We start from the raw sequence: 13,861 nt of genomic DNA on the forward strand, positions 1-13,861 counted from the left end.
TACTTGGCTTATGGCGGAAGCCTTGTGGGGTAAGGCGGCCCTTTGGCCGGGATTGAGGGTGGGGCATTTTACCGACCTCGAGGCCCTCACCGGGTGCACCGTGGTCCTGGTAGAGGAGGGCTGGGTGGGGGCGGCGGACGTACGGGGGGCGGCCCCCGGCACCCGGGAGACGGACCTGCTCTTGCCGGAAAACACCGTGGAAAAGGTGAACGCCGTTCTCCTTACCGGGGGAAGCGCCTTCGGCCTAAGGGCGGCGGATGGGGTCATGCGCTACCTGGCGGAGAGAAAAAGGGGCTTTCTCACCCCCGGGGGCGTGGTGCCCATCGTGCCTGGGGCGGTGCTTTACGACCTGGGCCGGGGAAGGGTGAACCGGCCACCGGGGGAGGAGGCAGGGTACCGGGCAGCCCTAGCGGCCGGGGAGGAGGTGGAAGAGGGTAGCGTGGGGGCGGGCACCGGGGCAGTGGCGGGAGGGGTAAAGGGTGGGGTGGGCCTGGCGGGGTACCTTCTGGAAGAGGGGTACCGGGTCCTGGCCCTGGTGGCGGTGAACAGCCTGGGCCGCCCCTTTGACCCCAAGACGGGGAGGCTTTACGGGGAGGAGCTTTTGGCGGGGGAGGAAAGGGCCCTCCTGCCGGACCGCTCCCGCTACCAGGGAAGCCCGGAGGATTACCGTTACCCCTTCCTCCTGGGCCAGAACACCACCCTGGCGGTGGTGGCCACGGATGCCCCCTTGAGCAAGGCCCAGGCCAGGAGGCTTGCTATCATGGCCCAGGATGGCATCGCCCGGGCCATCCGCCCAGCCCATACGCCCGTGGATGGGGACCTGGTCTTTGCCCTGGCCCAGGGGGATGGGAAGGGTGTGGATCCTTACGCCCTTTTGCGCCTGGGGGCCTACGCCGCTGATGCCGTGACCCGGGCCATCCTCCGAGCGGTGCTTTTAACGGAAGGTGCACCGGGGATTCCCGCTTACCGGGACCTCATGGCCTGATCACCTTCCGGGAAAGGGGGCGAGGTCTGCCTCCACCTGGAAGACCTCCCCACCCCGGCGCACGGTGAGGCGGACCCGGTCCCCCACCTGGTAGCGGCGCACCTCCCGCAGGAGATCCTCGAAGCTGTTCACCTTGACCCCGTTGACCTCGAGGATCACATCCGGCACCCCTCCTGCCTCCAGGCCTCTCAACCCTGCCCGGTGGGCGGCCCCGCCCGGAACCACCTCGCCCACCAGCACCCCACCCGGGGGCAGGCCCAGCTCCCGGGCCAGCTCCGGGGTCAGGGCCCGGGGGCCCCTTAGGCCTAAGTAGGGCCAGTAGCTTCGCTTACCCCCTTCCATCTCCGCCAGGACCTGGTCCCGGCCCAGGAGGGGGGTGAAGAAGCTGCGGAAGCCCTCCTCCGTCTGGCCGATGGCCACCGCCACCCCCACCACCCGGCCCTCCCGGTCCAGGACCGGCCCCCCCGAGTCCCCGGGGGCCAGGGGGAGGCTGGCCTCCACCAGGCCCTGGGGCAGGAAGGGGGAGGGGCTGGCCTCGAGGCGGGTCACGCGGCCGAAGCGGGGGGCGATGAACTGCCCCCGGCCGTTGCCGATGTGCAGCAGGGGTTCGCCCACCTGGAGCCGCCTCCCCGTCTCCAGGGACAGGAGGGCGGGGGCCTGGGCCTCGGTGCGGAGGACGGCCAGGTCCAGGGGTTCGTGGAAGCCCACCACCTGGGCCTGGGCCCGGGTGCGGTTGGCGAGGAGGAGGGTGTAGGCCCCTCCCTCCGCCACCACGTGGTAGGCGGTGAGGACGAGGCCCTCCCGATAGAAGAATCCTGTGCCCCGGCCTCCCTCTGGGCCATCGATGCGCAGGACAGCGGGGTGGGCCTGGGTGTAGACCTCCTGTAGGCGTTCAGGAGGCGCCTGAGCCAGTTCCCAGGATACGTTCCCTGGCCTACCCCAAAGCGGTATGGGCTGGGTCCACAGGGCGTAGAGGGCCCCGGCCAAGGGAAGAAGGAGGAGAATCCCCCAAGCTTTCCTCATGCTCTCATTTTCCCAGGGGGCGGGGGGAGGAGGGTGGTTTCGGCCACCATGGGCCTCAGTGCCAAAGAAGGAGGAAGCCTAGGAGGAGGAAGCCAATCCCGGGCCAGGGATGGGGCTTTCTCAGGAGGAGGTGAAGGAGGATCACCCCGATGAGGGCCAGGAGGGGGTGAGGGAGGGGCTTCCAGAAAAAGGCCAGGTGAAGAAGGCCCAAGAGAGCATTCAGGTCGTAAAGGCCTAGGAGAAGGCGCACGGGCCTGTTGACCTCCTTTCCCAGGAGGAGGTAAAGCCCTACCAGAAAGGCCAGGCCTACCAGGGCCCATCCCAGGAACCGGTGCAGGAGCGGTACCCCCAAAAGGGCGGTGGGAAGGCTCTGGAGGGTGTAGCCCAAGGCGGTGGCCAGGACCACCAGAAGGCCAAAGCCCATCTGCGTCCAACCGATGATCCTGGCCTCCACCGGTGGCCTTAAGAGGGCCAGGCTTCCATACAGGGCCAGGAGGAGAAGGGCAAGGGTGGTAGGAGCGGGCAGAAGCCCCTGGCCTTGAAGAAAAAGGGCAAGGAGGAAGGAGGTCCAAAGGGTCAGGTGGGCGGGGTAATGCTTGGGGTTTTTTCCCCGGGCCCTGAGCACCTGGGTGCGGGCGTAGTAGAGGGCGGCGATGTCCCTCAGGGCCAGGGCCAGAAAGCTGCCCAAAGCTATATCCGGTTCCAAGCCCCCTGCCAAAACCCCTGCTGGGGCTAAGGAGGCCATGGCCAAGGCAGCGGCCATCTCCGGAAAAAGGTCCCGGGAGCGATTTAGGGCATCCGCCCAGAGCATGTAGGCCCCCAGGGGGAGGGCGAGGAGAAGGGGTAGGAGAAAAGGGCCTTGGGCGGTCCAGGCGGTGAGGAGAAAGCCCAGAAGGGCCAGGGCCAGATAGGTCCCGCCCACCCTCGAGGCTAGGGCGGTGCGGGGGTAGCGCTTGCCCTTCCTTAGGTCCTGGTAAACCAGCTTCAAGGGGTGCCGGGCCAGGAACCCGAAAAGACCCAGGAGGAACAGCCCCAAGGTGTGGGGTCCTGGCGAGAGGAGTAGGCCCAGGAGGATGGGTTCTAGGGTAAACCCCCAGCCCCCGTGCTCCGTGGGGAGGGCTACGGTCTTAAGGGGAACACCGGTTGCGCGCATACCGCTCTCCAAGCTGTGGTCCGAAGACCCTTTAGCCCCAGAGTACCTCCAGCATGAGGAGGACAAAGAGGCTTCCCGCCACAAGTGATAAGAACTCCCCATGACCCCATCCGCTAGGATGGGGTCATGCAACTGGCCAAACACCAACGCCGCCCTAGGCTGGAGCTGAAGAACCCTCCCCACCCCGACAACCTCCACGCCCTCTATCGGGACGCCCAAGACCCCGTGGAACGTGCCCGCTGGCATGCCCTATGGCTCCTCGCCACCGGCCACTCCATCCCCGAGGTGGCCAAAACCCTAGGCTACTCCCAGCGCTGGGTCCGCACCGTGGTCCATCGCTACAACCAAGGCGGCATGGAGGCCATGACCGACCTGCGCCACCGCAACCGCGGCAAGCCCCCCCTCCTTCCCCCAGAGGTCCAAGAGGCCTTCCGCCAAGCCCTGTCGGCTCCCCATCCCCGGGATGGCCTGTGGACCATCCGCAACGCGGCGGAGTGGCTTTCCGAGAAGCTAGGGCGCCCCGTGGACCCCAGGCGGGCCTGGAGCTGGATGAAGCGGCTGGGCTTTGCCCCCTTACGTCCCCGTCCCAGACACCGGGAGCGGGACCCAGAGGAGGGGGAGGAGTTCAAAAAAAACTCCTCCTGACCTTGGTCCTTCTACGCTACTCCTTCCCCTGGCTTCAGCTGGAGCTGTGGGCTATGGATGAACACCGCCTGGGCCTGAAGCCCGTCCGCCGCCGGGTGTGGGCCCTGCGGGGCAAGACCCCTTTGGTCTGGGAGAGGCCCCGCTACCGGTGGCTTTACGTCTACACCTTCGTGCGGCCCAGCACGGGGGAGAACGAGCACTGGCTCTTGCCCTCGGTGGACACCGAATCCTTTGCGGCCGTTCTGGAGGCTTTTGCCCGGGTCCGAGGGGCGGGAAGGGAAAGGTGGGTCTTGGTAGTTCTAGACCGGGCGGGGTGGCACACCTCCCCTAGGCTGCGGGTACCCGAGGGAATAGGCCTGGTCTTCTTGCCGCCCTATTCTCCCGAGTTGCAGCCGGTGGAGCGGGTGTGGTCCTTGGTGGATGCGGTGGTGGCCAACGGGCAGGTGGAGACGGAGGAGGAGCTTTGGGAGCGGGTGGAGGCGCGGTGCGCTTACCTCCAGACCCAGCACGCCCTTGTCCGGAGCTACACCCTCTTCCACTGGTGGCCAGGAGGATGTTGAGGGAGGGCTTCAAAAGGAGTTCTTATGAGAGGAAAGCAAAGAACCCCCATACATGGATCCCAAGCCCCAGGCCCCAAGCCAAGACCATTCCCAGAAGTCCGAGGTTGGCCAGGAGCACTTGGAAGAGGGCCAGTCCCGGTCTGCGAAAGACCACCCCCCGGAACCGGGGAAGGGCATGGTAGGCTACCCCGTAGATCATAAGGCTTACGAAGCCCAGAAGCTGCATGTGGGCGTGGGCGGGCCGCCAGATATAGGGCAGGAGGCCCAGGCCTAGGAGCAGGCCCACCAGGCTAGCGGCCAAGAACCAGAGGAGGGCCGCGGTGAGGGCGAGCCGGCTCGCCGGGATCATGGCCTGGGGGTGATGATGCCAAGCACCAAAAAGGTTCCCTCCCCGGCCTTGGCCCCATGGGCTTCCCCCGGCTCTGCGGCCATGAGGGTACCGGGGGTGGCGGGGAGGCTCCGTTCCCCGGCCCACAAGATGCCCTCCCCCTCGAGGCAGACGAGGTGCACCCTGGGCTCCCCTTGGCCCCGTACCTCCTGCCCTTGTTGCAGGCTAAAGAGGACCAGGCGCACCTCCGGGTGGTCGGCGAGGAGCTCCACCCCGCGAACCTCACCGTAGCGGGCCTTCTCCAGCAGGTTCATTCCTGCCTCCCCAGTAAGGCCAAAAGGGCCTTCAATACCTCTTCGGGATCCTTGCCTGCTTGGCGGGAGGCTTCTTCCAGGGAATCGGCCCCGCCGCAGCAGGTATCGATGCCCATCTTGTTTAACAGGCTTACTGCTTCCGGATGGCGCTGTAGGACCTCGTTTACCGTGGCCTTTAAGGTGAGTTCCACCATACCCTCCTAAGCTTGGCGCCCGGGGGGCTGGACCGCCATGACCTGGGTCAAGCGGTCTTGGTGGACTCTGGCAGGAGATCCTTCAAGGTAAAGCCCGCCAGGGTTTTACGGATTTCCTGGTTCATGCGCACTAGGCTGGGCTTGAGGTAGCAGAATCCCCGCCTTTCCTCGGTAGGGCAGCGCTTTAGGGTGGCGCAAAGGTCTATGGCCACGGGGCCGGAGAGGCTTTCCATCACCTTGAGGAGGGTGATCTCCTCCGGGGGAACCCGGAGCCACACCCCCCCGGCCCGGCCCATGCGGCTTTCCACCAGGCCCGCCTTGGCCAGCTTGGAGAGGACCTTGGCCATGAAGGCGGGGGGAGCTTTGAGCTTCCTGGCGATCTCCGCCGCGCCAAGCCCCGGTTCCTCCGCCAGGAGCAAAAGGGCGTGGAGGGCGTAGGACTCTTCCCGCTTTAGGAGACTGCGCAGGGCCATGGCCCCATGGTAAGCCTTCGGGCAGGGGATTTCCTCCTAATGCGAGGTCCGCACCCGCCGCCAGAGGAAGTAGAGGCCGTAGCCCACGAGGAGGAGGACCAGGGCCCGGCCCGCGGGGTGGGGCAGGCCGTAGGCGCTGAGGGTTGCGGCCCCCAAAGCCATGCCTGTGGCCAGGAGCTTAGCCTTTCGGGGGATGCCCCGGCCCGCCCGGTAGTTCCGCACCAGGGGACCCACCTGGGGTAAGGAGAGAAGCCAGGCCTCGAGGCGGGGGTGGCTTCGGGAGAAGAGGTAGGCCGCCACCAGGAAGAAAGGGGTGGCAGGGAGGAGGGGGAGGAAGGCCCCCAAAAAACCCAGCCCGACGAAGAGGAAGCCCAGGCCGAGAAAAGCCACCTTCATAGGCCTCAAAATACCCTTAAAGAATTGGCTTTGACTGGCATCAAGGGTTATCCCCATTTGGGACAGGTGTCGCAAGAATAATCGAGCCCGCTTCGACGGCTTCCCAGGAATCCCTGCGTCGACACGGAGCCAGGCGGGTGTCCCCAGGGACTTTTGCCCTTGACCTGAGTCATGGAAAAGGCGCCCTATAGGTCCGAGTTTATGAGCTGGAGGTGAAAGGAGGTTAAGGTATGGAGATTGGCTGGATAGAAACCACCATAGGAGCCCTCTTCGCCACCGTAATCCTCACCCTGTGGCTTTCCCGAGGGTCCGGGTGGCTCGAGCCCCGCTTCTGGCGCAACGCCGCCGTGGTTAGTTCCCTCATCATGACCGGGATCCTGGTCTATTTGACCATTGATTCCCTGAACCAGATCCGGGAAGGCTCGGCCCGGGTGCCAGCCTATACCGTGATCAACAGGACCATTGGGCTCAAGCGGGACTACGAGAAGCGGCGGGACATCCCGGTGGTCGGGGAAGAAGTGGGGTTCTTCGGAAAGGTCTGGAGCGAGGCCGAGGCCTACGCCCTGGTCAACAAGGGCAAGATGACCCTGCAAAGCCGTAACTGCATGGACTGCCACACCCTTCTGGGTAACGGGGCCTACTTCGCTCCCGACCTCACCCGCGCCTGGTTGGACCCCAAATGGGAAACCATGGTTAAGGGCATGACCGGTAAGGCCACCAAGGAGGAGGCCATGGCGGAATGGCTTCAACACCCAGACCGGTATCCCACCTTTGTCCGCCGTATGCCCAACCTGGGTCTGACGGATGAGGAGGCCATGGCCTTGGTGGCCTTTTTGAAGTGGATGTCGGCCATCGATACCAACGGCTTCCCCGACCGCTTCGCTGGGGTGCAGTAGGAGGTGTCCCATGACCCAGGCTTTACCGCAAGGAAGGCTCTACGAGTCCCAGAAACTGGCCCTCTGGTACTTCTGGGTAGCCTTGGCCCTTTTTGGGGCCCAGATCCTTTTCGGTTTGCTGGCGGCCTGGCAGTACCTGGATCCCAATTTTCTTCACGGCAAGCTTAACTTCATGACCAACCGGATGCTCCATATCAACGCCATGGTGGTGTGGCTCCTCTTGGGCTTCATGGGGGGGGTGTACTGGTTCCTGCCCCTGGAGCTCGGGCGGGAGGTGGTGGGCATCCGGCTTGCCCGCTTCGCCTTCTTTACCCTCATCGCTGCGGTGGGCATCGTGGTGTTGGTCTATCTCCTTGTGCAGTACGGGCCGGGCAACGCCTTTACCTTGTGGTTCATCACCGAGGGCCGGGAGTACATAGAAGCCCCCCGCTGGGCGGATATTGGCATCGTGGCGGTGATGGCCATCTTCCTCTACAACGTGGTGGCCACGGCCCTCAAGGCCCAGCGCATCACCGGGGTGGTGGCGGTGTTGATGTTTGACCTGGTGGCCTTGGCTGGGCTCTACACCGCGGGCATGCACTACACTCCCAACATCTCCATGGACCAGTACTTCTGGTGGTGGGTGGTGCACCTTTGGGTGGAGGCCACCTGGGAGGTGTTGGTGGGCTCCATCATGGCCATGGCCCTCATGCACCTCTTGGGCACGCCCCGGCGCATCGTGGAGACCTGGCTTTACCTGGAGGTGGCCTTGGTCTTCGGCACCGGGATCCTGGGCCTTGGGCACCACTACTTCTGGATCGGCACCCCGGAGTACTGGTTGGGTCTGGGCGGATTCTTCAGCGCCCTCGAGCCCATACCCCTGGTGGCCATGGTGGTCCACGCCGTCTACGACGCTGGAGTCCACCGCATGCAGACCGTGAACCAGCCCGCCCTTTTCTGGGCCATCGCCCAAGCTTTCGGGAACTTCATCGGCGCCGGGGTCTGGGGGTTCATGCAGACCCTGCCCCAGATCAACCTGTACTCCCACGGCACCCAGTTGGCCCCGGCCCACGGCCACCTGGCCTTCTTTGGGGCGTACGTTACCGCCATCCTCACGGTGATCTACATGGCCCTTCACCAGGTGCGTCGTCCTGAGCTTCCCCGTTTTGACTCTAAGCTCTGGAAGTGGGCGTTTGTGCTGATGGTGGTGAGCATCTTTGGCATGTCTGCGGCCATGACCGTGGCTGGCTTCACCCAGACCATGGTGGAGCGGGCCATCGGAGGCAGCACCTGGCAGGCTTACATAGACGCCCAGCAGCATCCCTGGTTCCAAAACGGCATGGTCTGGCGCTTCGTCTTTGGGGTCTTCTTCCTGGTCAGCTACCTGGTCCTTCTCTGGGATGTGCTGACCATCGGCAGAGGCGAGGCCAGGATGGCCAAGGAGGTGGGGGCCCATGACTAGCGAGGCGGTGCGGGACCTGATGCTCTATGGGATGCTCATGGTTTCCGCCGCAGGGTTCTACGCCATGTTCTACGCCCTGGGGCGGATGCTGGGGAGGCCTGCCGTTGTTGCTTTCTCCTACCTCTTCGCCGCCTTGCAGGCCCTGGGGGCTTTGGGCATGATCCTGCCACCCTACCTGGACCCCTTCTGGAAGTACCTGATCGCCTTCAGCTCCATGGTCTACCTATTCATTCCCCAAGGGATGTGGTGGGTGGTGACCACCTTTCACGAGAAGGAGCACGCCCATTAGGCTTTCCTTCCCGTGCCGGACCCCATCTGGGGTCCGGTTTCCTTGTTTCAGTGCGGAGTTTTGTAGGGACTTTGGCCATAGGACATCTGTACTACTCGGAGTTCTCTATCCTAGTTGCTGGAGGTGAAAGCCATGAGGATGAGGTTAGACCTATTAGGCTTTCTGTTGGTAGGGGCTTTGGCCTTGGCCCAGGCTCCGGCACCCCTAAATCCGGTGGAAAAGGAGGAGGCAGCTAAAATCTACTTTGACCGCTGCGCTGGCTGCCATGGGGTGTTGCGCAAAGGGGCCACGGGACCCGCCCTTGACCCCAAGAAGATGGCGGAAAAGGGAGTGGAGTACCTGAAGGCGGTGATCTTCGGCGGCCTGCCTGGGGGCATGCCCGATTGGGGACGGCAGGGGATTCTTAAGGAAAAGGATATCGAGCTTGTGGCCCGCTTCCTTTTGGAGCAGCCCCCGGCGCCTCCGGTCCCCACCTTTGAGGAGATCAAGAAGACCTGGAAGGTGCAGGTTCCTCCGGAAAAGCGGCCCACCAAACCGCTCCATAACCGCAACTGGCAGAACTTCTTCGGCCAGGTGCTCCGGGACACCGGACAGGTGGCCATCATCGACGGGGACAAGAAGGAACTGGTCGCCATCGTGCCCACGGGTTTCGCCACCCACATCCTGCGCTCCTCGGCCACGGGCCGCTACTTCATGGCCATCGGCCGGGATGGGAAAGCGAGCCTCATCGATCTTTGGATGAACCCGCCCCAGGTGGTGGCCGAGTCCAAGCCCTGCGTGGACGCCCGTTCCATCGAGTCCAGCAAGTTTAGGGGCTACGAGGACAAGTACGCGGTGGTGGGGTGCTACTGGCCGCCCACCATGGTGGTTCTGGATGGCCTGACCCTCGAGCCCCTCAAGATGGTCTCCACCATCTCCTACGCCAAGGGGGCCGGGGAACTGGTGACGGAAGCCCGGGTGGCGGCCATCGTGGCCAGCCACTTTAACCCCGAGTGGATCGTAAACCTCAAGGAGTCGGGCCAGACTTGGCTGGTGGACTACTCCAATCTGCATAAGAAGGGCCGGCCCCTGCCCATCACCATGATCGACACCGACCTTTTCCTGCACGATGGGGGCTGGGCTCTGAAGCGCTACTTCATCGTGGCGGCCAACGCCTTGAACAAGCTGATCGTCATCGATACCAAGACCCGGGAGTTCACCGCTGAGGTGGAGGCGGGGGTCAGGCCCCACCCGGGACGGGGTTCCAACTGGGAGCATCCCACTTACGGGCCGGTTTGGGCTACGGGGAACATCGGCAGCCCCGAGGTGACCGTGGTGGGGGTGGATCCTGAGAGGCATCCCCAGTACGCCTGGAAGGTGGTCAAGCGGATCTCCCTCCCCTACGCCGGCACCCTCTTCATCAAGACCCACCCCAACAGCCCCTGGGTCATCGTGGACTTCCCCATGAGCCCAAGCCCCCAGGCGGCGGCTAGCCTCTGCGCCATAGACAAGCGCAAGCTGGAGGTTACCAAGTGCTGGGAGGTGCCGAAAGCCCAGGAGCTCAAGGCCCGCATGGTGCATCCCGAGTTCAACAAGGGCGGGACCGAGATCTGGGTCTCCGCTTGGGGTGCCAAGGACACCCCCACCTTTATCGTGGTCTACGACGCCCTCACCCTGAAGGAGAAGGCCCGCATCACTGGGGACTGGGTGCGCACCCCTACGGGAAAGTTCAACGTGTACAACACCGCTTACGACATCTACTAGCCCTCTGGGTCGAGGGCGGGGAGCGTTCAGGCGCTCCCCGCTTGGCCTTGATCCCGGTCATGGCGAGCCGGGGGTCTTCCGGTTAGCTTGGCCCTATGGAGCGCCCCGAGTTTGCCCAGTACCCTTATCTGGTGGCCTGGGAGGTGACCAACGCCTGTCTCCTCGCCTGCCGTCACTGCCGGGCTTCCGCCATGCCCCACCCCCTGCCCGGGGAGCTTTCCACGGAGGAAGGCTTGAGGCTCATCGAGGAGGTGGCCACTTACCGTCCCAGGCCCCTTTTGCTCCTCACCGGGGGGGACCCCTTGGCCCGTCCCGACCTCCTTTTCCTCATCCAAAGGGCCCGGGAGCTGGGCCTTAAGGTGGGCCTCACCCCGGCGGCCACCCCTCTCCTCACCCGGGAGAAGGTCTTCCAGCTCAAGGAGGCGGGGGTGACCCGGCTGGCCCTTTCCCTGGACGGGGCTAGCCCCCAGAGCCACGACGCCTTTCGGGGAGAGGAGGGCACCTTTGCCCGGACCCTGGCGGCCCTGGACTGGGCCAAGGAGGCGGGGCTTCCTACCCAGGTGAACACCACTGTGACCCGGGAGAACTGGCCGGAGATCCAGGCTTTGCCCGATCTGCTAGCCGGGAAGGGGGTGGTCCTTTGGAGCCTTTTCTTCCTGGTGCCCGTGGGGCGGGGGGCTCTCCTAAGGCAGCTTTCTGCCCGGGAGTTCGAGGAGGTGCTCCATTGGCTGTACGAGGTCTCCCTTTCCTACCCCTTCCATGTAAAGACCACCGAAGCCCACCACTTTCGCCGGGTGGTGTTAGAGAAGCGGAGGGAACTGGGGGCCCAGGACCGGGCCCTGGCGGCAGGAGAGAGCCTCTACCAGGAGTATTTCCAGGATGGCATGGAGCACTCCCGGCTTGGGGTTACGGATGGGAACGGCTTTGTCTTCGTGTCCGCCACCGGGGATGTGGCCCCTTCGGGGTTCTTGCCGGTTTATGCCGGCAACATCCGGGAGAAGCCTCTTCTGGAGATTTATCGACACAGCTCCCTCTTTCTGGAACTCCGCAACAAGGACCTTCTCAAAGGGAAGTGCAGGGTCTGCGAGTACCGCTATGTGTGTGGGGGGAGCCGGGCCAGGGCCTGGGCGGAAACCGGGGATTATCTGGCCAGCGAGCCCCGATGCGTGTATGTGCCCCCGGCTTGGTTGGAGAAAGTGGGCAAGGTTCCAAGGGCGGGCGCCTAGGCACCCGCACACAAAGGTTGCCCCACCGGCCAAAGCCAAAGCGGCTTGCTCACGGCTTCTTTGGGGCCCCCGGCGTGGCGCAAGCCACGACGGGGTACTTAGGCGGGGGTGTGGTCCGGGCAGGCGAGGCGAAGGTCCAAAGGCGTTAGGGCCAGGCGGAGGAGGGAGCAGAAAAAACCCTCTTCTCGCCGCAAATAGCGGCAGGTAAGGCAAAGGCCGGTCTCGGGCACCGTTCCTTGGCGCACCAGCTCCGCCAGAAGCTCCATCAGTCCTAAGAGTAGGCCCTCCCGATTGGGTACGCCCTGTAGGGCCTGTAGCAGGGGGTCAGAATAGCTTTTCAAGGCTTGGATTAGGTGGAGCCCATCCTCCGTGGGCTGTAGAATCCAGCGCCGGCCATCCTTGGGGTCCTTGGTTCGGAAGAGAAGCCCTTTGCCCTCTAAGCTGCTTAGGGCCTCGCTCACCGTGGCTGGGGTCAGGGAGAGGAGTTCTGCCAGGGACACCACTCCCTGAGGCCTCTCAGAAAGGTGCATGAGAAGTTGGGCTTGTAGGGTCGTAAGGCCCAGGTGGTAGGCCTGTCGGGTGAGGAGGGCCCGCTCCACCTGGGCCAGGCGCTCCAAAAGGGCGAGGAGCGTTTCCTCTCTACGTTGGCCTTGCGAAGCGCCCACCTCTCCATCTTAGGGCCGGAAGGCGCTGAAGACGAAGTCGGTGTTGGCGGCTCCCTGGTGGCAGGCGTGGCAAGAGGTGGGGTCGATGCTAAGGGGTTTCTTGTCGGGGCCAAAGGCGTAGTACCCCCAGCCTCCCGTGGCCCTATACCGGTCCGGATCCTTGACCATTACCCCGATAAGCTTTCTTGGGCCTTCCAGGAGGGCGTTTCCTTCCTCCTTGGCCTCGAGGAGGTCGAAGACGATGACCGTGCCCTTGGGGAAGGGATCCTTCTTACCTTCCAGGTAGGTCTTCAGCCCGGTCTGGTTCACGTAGATGTGGTGCAAGCCGCCGAAGCTCTCGTAGAGGGGATGGCCGGGTTTGAGCTCCATGCTCTTCACGTGGGTCCAGAGCCGGTAGCCCTCGGGATAGGGGAAGGTGGGTGGCGAAGCCTGGCCGCTCCCGTACTGGTACTGGGCTAAGACCAAAAAGCTTAGGACCGTGAAGCCGAGGAACGCCGGTAGCTTCAGGCGCATACCCTACCTCCTTAGTACTCCTAAATACTAACCCCAGCCCCTGGCCCTGTCAAGGGGTCAGAAGGGCTAGGCTCAAGGCTCCTGCTCCTGCCCCAGGATCTCCGGCAGGGCCCTGGCGTTGTGGTAAGGCTCTTCTCTGGCAGCGAAGAGAAGGGCCACGGTCTTCTCTTGGATTAAGGCCCTGAGGCGTTCCAAGGCGGGGTTGCCCTCTAAGTACCCGCACGCAAAGGTTGCCCCACCGGCCAAAGCCAAAGCGGCTTGCTCATGGCCTCTTTGGGGCCCCCGTCGTGGCGCAAGCCACGACGGGGCACTTAGCTCCTTCCGGTAGCGGCGGAGGAACTCCGGGTATTTCTCGGGGTCGTGGGCGAAGAAGCGGCGGAGCTCGTCGGAGGGGGCGAGTTCCTTGGCCCACCAGTCCACCTGGGCCTTTTCCTTGCTAAGCCCTCGAGGCCAGAGGCGGTCCACCAACACCCGCACCCCATCCTCTGGTGAGGCTGGATCGTAGATCCGCTTTACTTTTAGAGCCATTCGGCCTCCGGAAGGACGCACTCAGGGCACTGGGCTCCCGTGAAGCGCACCCAGTCCAGGATCTCCTCCACGCCTTCCACCGGCCCCAGGTGGTAGACTTCCAGGAAAGGGTCGGCCACCAGCACGCCCTTTTCCGGAATGGCGCGGACCAGGTTTCCTCCCCGGTCCACGAGGAGGGGCAAGGGGCTCTCCTGGGCTTCTTGGGCGAGGAGGAAGGCCCGAGCCTCGAGGGAAGCGAGCTCGGCTTTCCTCTGGGCCAAGACCTGGGCCGTCCCGGGGTCCCGTAGGAGAACCAGAATCTTTCCCTTAAGGTCCGGCAAATACACCCTTTGCCCTCCTGGGGTGTGGAGGGTATAGGGGGGGAGAGGTTTTCTCAAGGCTACCATGTCCTATTCTTGCCTTTCCCGCTCCCCCATAAGTGTGCGTTTGTTCCCTAGGAGGCTTGGGGCGTGGGTTCCAAGGCCCCAAGCCCCTTGACCCCGGTCATGG

19 protein-coding genes are annotated in these 13,861 nt (G+C 64.2%); 8 read left to right on the top strand and 11 right to left on the bottom strand.

Translation table 11 applies throughout. From position 1 onward, the window contains the following. Nucleotides 1–10 precede the first annotated feature (10 nt). Nucleotides 11–985, top strand: a complete 975-nt coding sequence (locus L1087_RS03650) for a P1 family peptidase (protein WP_038041924.1) — start codon at nucleotides 11–13, stop codon at nucleotides 983–985. Here L1087_RS03650 and L1087_RS03655 read toward each other — a convergent pair whose 3' ends face one another. Together L1087_RS03655 and L1087_RS03660 are read right to left on the bottom strand one after the other, a co-directional pair. Next, nucleotides 986–2,008, bottom strand: a complete 1,023-nt coding sequence (locus L1087_RS03655) for a S1C family serine protease (RefSeq protein ID WP_135259687.1) — start codon at nucleotides 2,006–2,008, stop codon at nucleotides 986–988. It lies immediately after the preceding gene. 55 nt (nucleotides 2,009–2,063) lie between these two features. Then, nucleotides 2,064–3,161, bottom strand: a complete 1,098-nt coding sequence (locus tag L1087_RS03660; protein WP_234557680.1) for a YwiC-like family protein — start codon at nucleotides 3,159–3,161, stop codon at nucleotides 2,064–2,066. 126 nt (nucleotides 3,162–3,287) lie between these two features. On the opposite strand from L1087_RS03660, the gene L1087_RS03665 reads away from it, so the two are divergent. Beyond that, entirely contained in the window at nucleotides 3,288–3,806 is a 519-nt protein-coding gene (locus L1087_RS03665; RefSeq protein WP_234557681.1) for a winged helix-turn-helix domain-containing protein, read from the top strand. A gap of 53 nt (nucleotides 3,807–3,859) precedes the next feature. Beyond that, nucleotides 3,860–4,366: an IS630 family transposase gene (locus tag L1087_RS03670; RefSeq protein ID WP_234557682.1), complete on the top strand. Its 507-nt coding sequence runs from the start codon at nucleotides 3,860–3,862 to the stop codon at nucleotides 4,364–4,366. Nucleotides 4,367–4,388: 22 nt separating this feature from the next. Here the strand turns inward: L1087_RS03670 and L1087_RS03675 are convergent, their stop codons facing one another. The 5 genes from L1087_RS03675 to L1087_RS03695 are packed head-to-tail and all read right to left on the bottom strand — an operon-like array spanning nucleotide 4,389 to nucleotide 6,071. Beyond that, nucleotides 4,389–4,715, bottom strand: coding sequence for a hypothetical protein (locus tag L1087_RS03675; protein ID WP_234557683.1), 327 nt, complete (start codon nucleotides 4,713–4,715; stop codon nucleotides 4,389–4,391). Further along, nucleotides 4,712–5,008, bottom strand: a complete 297-nt coding sequence (locus tag L1087_RS03680; protein WP_038041932.1) for a cupin domain-containing protein — start codon at nucleotides 5,006–5,008, stop codon at nucleotides 4,712–4,714. The genes L1087_RS03675 and L1087_RS03680 overlap by 4 nt, the downstream gene beginning before the upstream one ends. After that, on the bottom strand, nucleotides 5,005–5,202 hold the full coding sequence (locus L1087_RS03685; protein WP_185747551.1) for a DUF542 domain-containing protein: 198 nt from the start codon (nucleotides 5,200–5,202) through the stop codon (nucleotides 5,005–5,007). The genes L1087_RS03680 and L1087_RS03685 overlap by 4 nt, the downstream gene beginning before the upstream one ends. A gap of 47 nt (nucleotides 5,203–5,249) precedes the next feature. Then, the gene (locus L1087_RS03690; RefSeq protein WP_038041935.1) at nucleotides 5,250–5,675 is read right to left on the bottom strand and encodes an RrF2 family transcriptional regulator; all 426 of its coding nucleotides are present in this window, start codon (nucleotides 5,673–5,675) and stop codon (nucleotides 5,250–5,252) included. A gap of 36 nt (nucleotides 5,676–5,711) precedes the next feature. Then, nucleotides 5,712–6,071 (bottom strand): YbaN family protein, encoded by a 360-nt coding sequence (locus L1087_RS03695; RefSeq protein WP_038041937.1) that lies wholly within the window; start codon nucleotides 6,069–6,071, stop codon nucleotides 5,712–5,714. Between the two features lie 230 nt (nucleotides 6,072–6,301). Here L1087_RS03695 and L1087_RS03700 point away from each other — a divergent pair, with 230 nt between their 5' ends. From L1087_RS03700 to L1087_RS03720, 5 genes are all read left to right on the top strand, one after another. After that, a complete protein-coding gene (locus L1087_RS03700; RefSeq protein ID WP_038041938.1) occupies nucleotides 6,302–6,967 on the top strand; it encodes a c-type cytochrome in 666 nt (221 codons plus the stop codon). A gap of 10 nt (nucleotides 6,968–6,977) precedes the next feature. After that, a complete protein-coding gene (locus tag L1087_RS03705; RefSeq protein WP_234557685.1) occupies nucleotides 6,978–8,408 on the top strand; it encodes a cbb3-type cytochrome c oxidase subunit I in 1,431 nt (476 codons plus the stop codon). Beyond that, a complete protein-coding gene (locus L1087_RS03710; RefSeq protein WP_038041943.1) occupies nucleotides 8,401–8,697 on the top strand; it encodes a hypothetical protein in 297 nt (98 codons plus the stop codon). The genes L1087_RS03705 and L1087_RS03710 overlap by 8 nt, the downstream gene beginning before the upstream one ends. Before the next feature lie 138 nt (nucleotides 8,698–8,835). Beyond that, on the top strand, nucleotides 8,836–10,440 hold the full coding sequence (locus tag L1087_RS03715; RefSeq protein ID WP_234557687.1) for a nitrite reductase: 1,605 nt from the start codon (nucleotides 8,836–8,838) through the stop codon (nucleotides 10,438–10,440). Between the two features lie 143 nt (nucleotides 10,441–10,583). After that, complete coding sequence (locus tag L1087_RS03720; protein ID WP_386083432.1) at nucleotides 10,584–11,666, top strand: TIGR04053 family radical SAM/SPASM domain-containing protein; 1,083 nt, start codon at nucleotides 10,584–10,586, stop codon at nucleotides 11,664–11,666. A 98-nt stretch (nucleotides 11,667–11,764) separates the two neighbouring features. Here L1087_RS03720 and L1087_RS03725 read toward each other — a convergent pair whose 3' ends face one another. The 4 genes from L1087_RS03725 to L1087_RS03740 all read right to left on the bottom strand — a co-directional run bounded on the left by L1087_RS03725 (nucleotide 11,765) and on the right by L1087_RS03740 (nucleotide 13,698). Continuing rightward, entirely contained in the window at nucleotides 11,765–12,331 is a 567-nt protein-coding gene (locus L1087_RS03725) for a MarR family winged helix-turn-helix transcriptional regulator (RefSeq protein ID WP_234555112.1), read from the bottom strand. A 9-nt stretch (nucleotides 12,332–12,340) separates the two neighbouring features. Further along, complete coding sequence (locus L1087_RS03730) at nucleotides 12,341–12,844, bottom strand: cytochrome P460 family protein (RefSeq protein ID WP_234557689.1); 504 nt, start codon at nucleotides 12,842–12,844, stop codon at nucleotides 12,341–12,343. Between the two features lie 72 nt (nucleotides 12,845–12,916). Next, on the bottom strand, nucleotides 12,917–13,372 hold the full coding sequence (locus tag L1087_RS03735; RefSeq protein ID WP_234557690.1) for a DUF488 domain-containing protein: 456 nt from the start codon (nucleotides 13,370–13,372) through the stop codon (nucleotides 12,917–12,919). Then, nucleotides 13,363–13,698: a hypothetical protein gene (locus L1087_RS03740; RefSeq protein WP_234557691.1), complete on the bottom strand. Its 336-nt coding sequence runs from the start codon at nucleotides 13,696–13,698 to the stop codon at nucleotides 13,363–13,365. Before L1087_RS03740 ends, L1087_RS03735 begins: the two co-directional genes overlap by 10 nt. Nucleotides 13,699–13,861 lie beyond the last annotated feature (163 nt).

This window comes from Thermus tengchongensis, from assembly GCF_021462405.1.
GTDB classification, from domain to species: Bacteria; Deinococcota; Deinococci; order Deinococcales; family Thermaceae; genus Thermus; species Thermus tengchongensis.

Coding starts and splice junctions, on each gene's coding strand:
- L1087_RS03700 (WP_038041938.1), top strand. CDS start 6,302: ATGGAGATTGGCTGGATAGAAACCACCATAGGAGCCCTCTTCGCCACC.
- L1087_RS03650 (WP_038041924.1), top strand. CDS start 11: ATGGCGGAAGCCTTGTGGGGTAAGGCGGCCCTTTGGCCGGGATTGAGG.
- L1087_RS03675 (WP_234557683.1), bottom strand. CDS start 4,715: ATGATCCCGGCGAGCCGGCTCGCCCTCACCGCGGCCCTCCTCTGGTTC.
- L1087_RS03695 (WP_038041937.1), bottom strand. CDS start 6,071: ATGAAGGTGGCTTTTCTCGGCCTGGGCTTCCTCTTCGTCGGGCTGGGT.
- L1087_RS03710 (WP_038041943.1), top strand. CDS start 8,401: ATGACTAGCGAGGCGGTGCGGGACCTGATGCTCTATGGGATGCTCATG.
- L1087_RS03680 (WP_038041932.1), bottom strand. CDS start 5,008: ATGAACCTGCTGGAGAAGGCCCGCTACGGTGAGGTTCGCGGGGTGGAG.
- L1087_RS03730 (WP_234557689.1), bottom strand. CDS start 12,844: ATGCGCCTGAAGCTACCGGCGTTCCTCGGCTTCACGGTCCTAAGCTTT.
- L1087_RS03665 (WP_234557681.1), top strand. CDS start 3,288: ATGCAACTGGCCAAACACCAACGCCGCCCTAGGCTGGAGCTGAAGAAC.
- L1087_RS03690 (WP_038041935.1), bottom strand. CDS start 5,675: ATGGCCCTGCGCAGTCTCCTAAAGCGGGAAGAGTCCTACGCCCTCCAC.
- L1087_RS03715 (WP_234557687.1), top strand. CDS start 8,836: ATGAGGTTAGACCTATTAGGCTTTCTGTTGGTAGGGGCTTTGGCCTTG.
- L1087_RS03670 (WP_234557682.1), top strand. CDS start 3,860: ATGGATGAACACCGCCTGGGCCTGAAGCCCGTCCGCCGCCGGGTGTGG.
- L1087_RS03705 (WP_234557685.1), top strand. CDS start 6,978: ATGACCCAGGCTTTACCGCAAGGAAGGCTCTACGAGTCCCAGAAACTG.
- L1087_RS03655 (WP_135259687.1), bottom strand. CDS start 2,008: ATGAGGAAAGCTTGGGGGATTCTCCTCCTTCTTCCCTTGGCCGGGGCC.
- L1087_RS03735 (WP_234557690.1), bottom strand. CDS start 13,372: ATGGCTCTAAAAGTAAAGCGGATCTACGATCCAGCCTCACCAGAGGAT.
- L1087_RS03685 (WP_185747551.1), bottom strand. CDS start 5,202: ATGGTGGAACTCACCTTAAAGGCCACGGTAAACGAGGTCCTACAGCGC.
- L1087_RS03660 (WP_234557680.1), bottom strand. CDS start 3,161: ATGCGCGCAACCGGTGTTCCCCTTAAGACCGTAGCCCTCCCCACGGAG.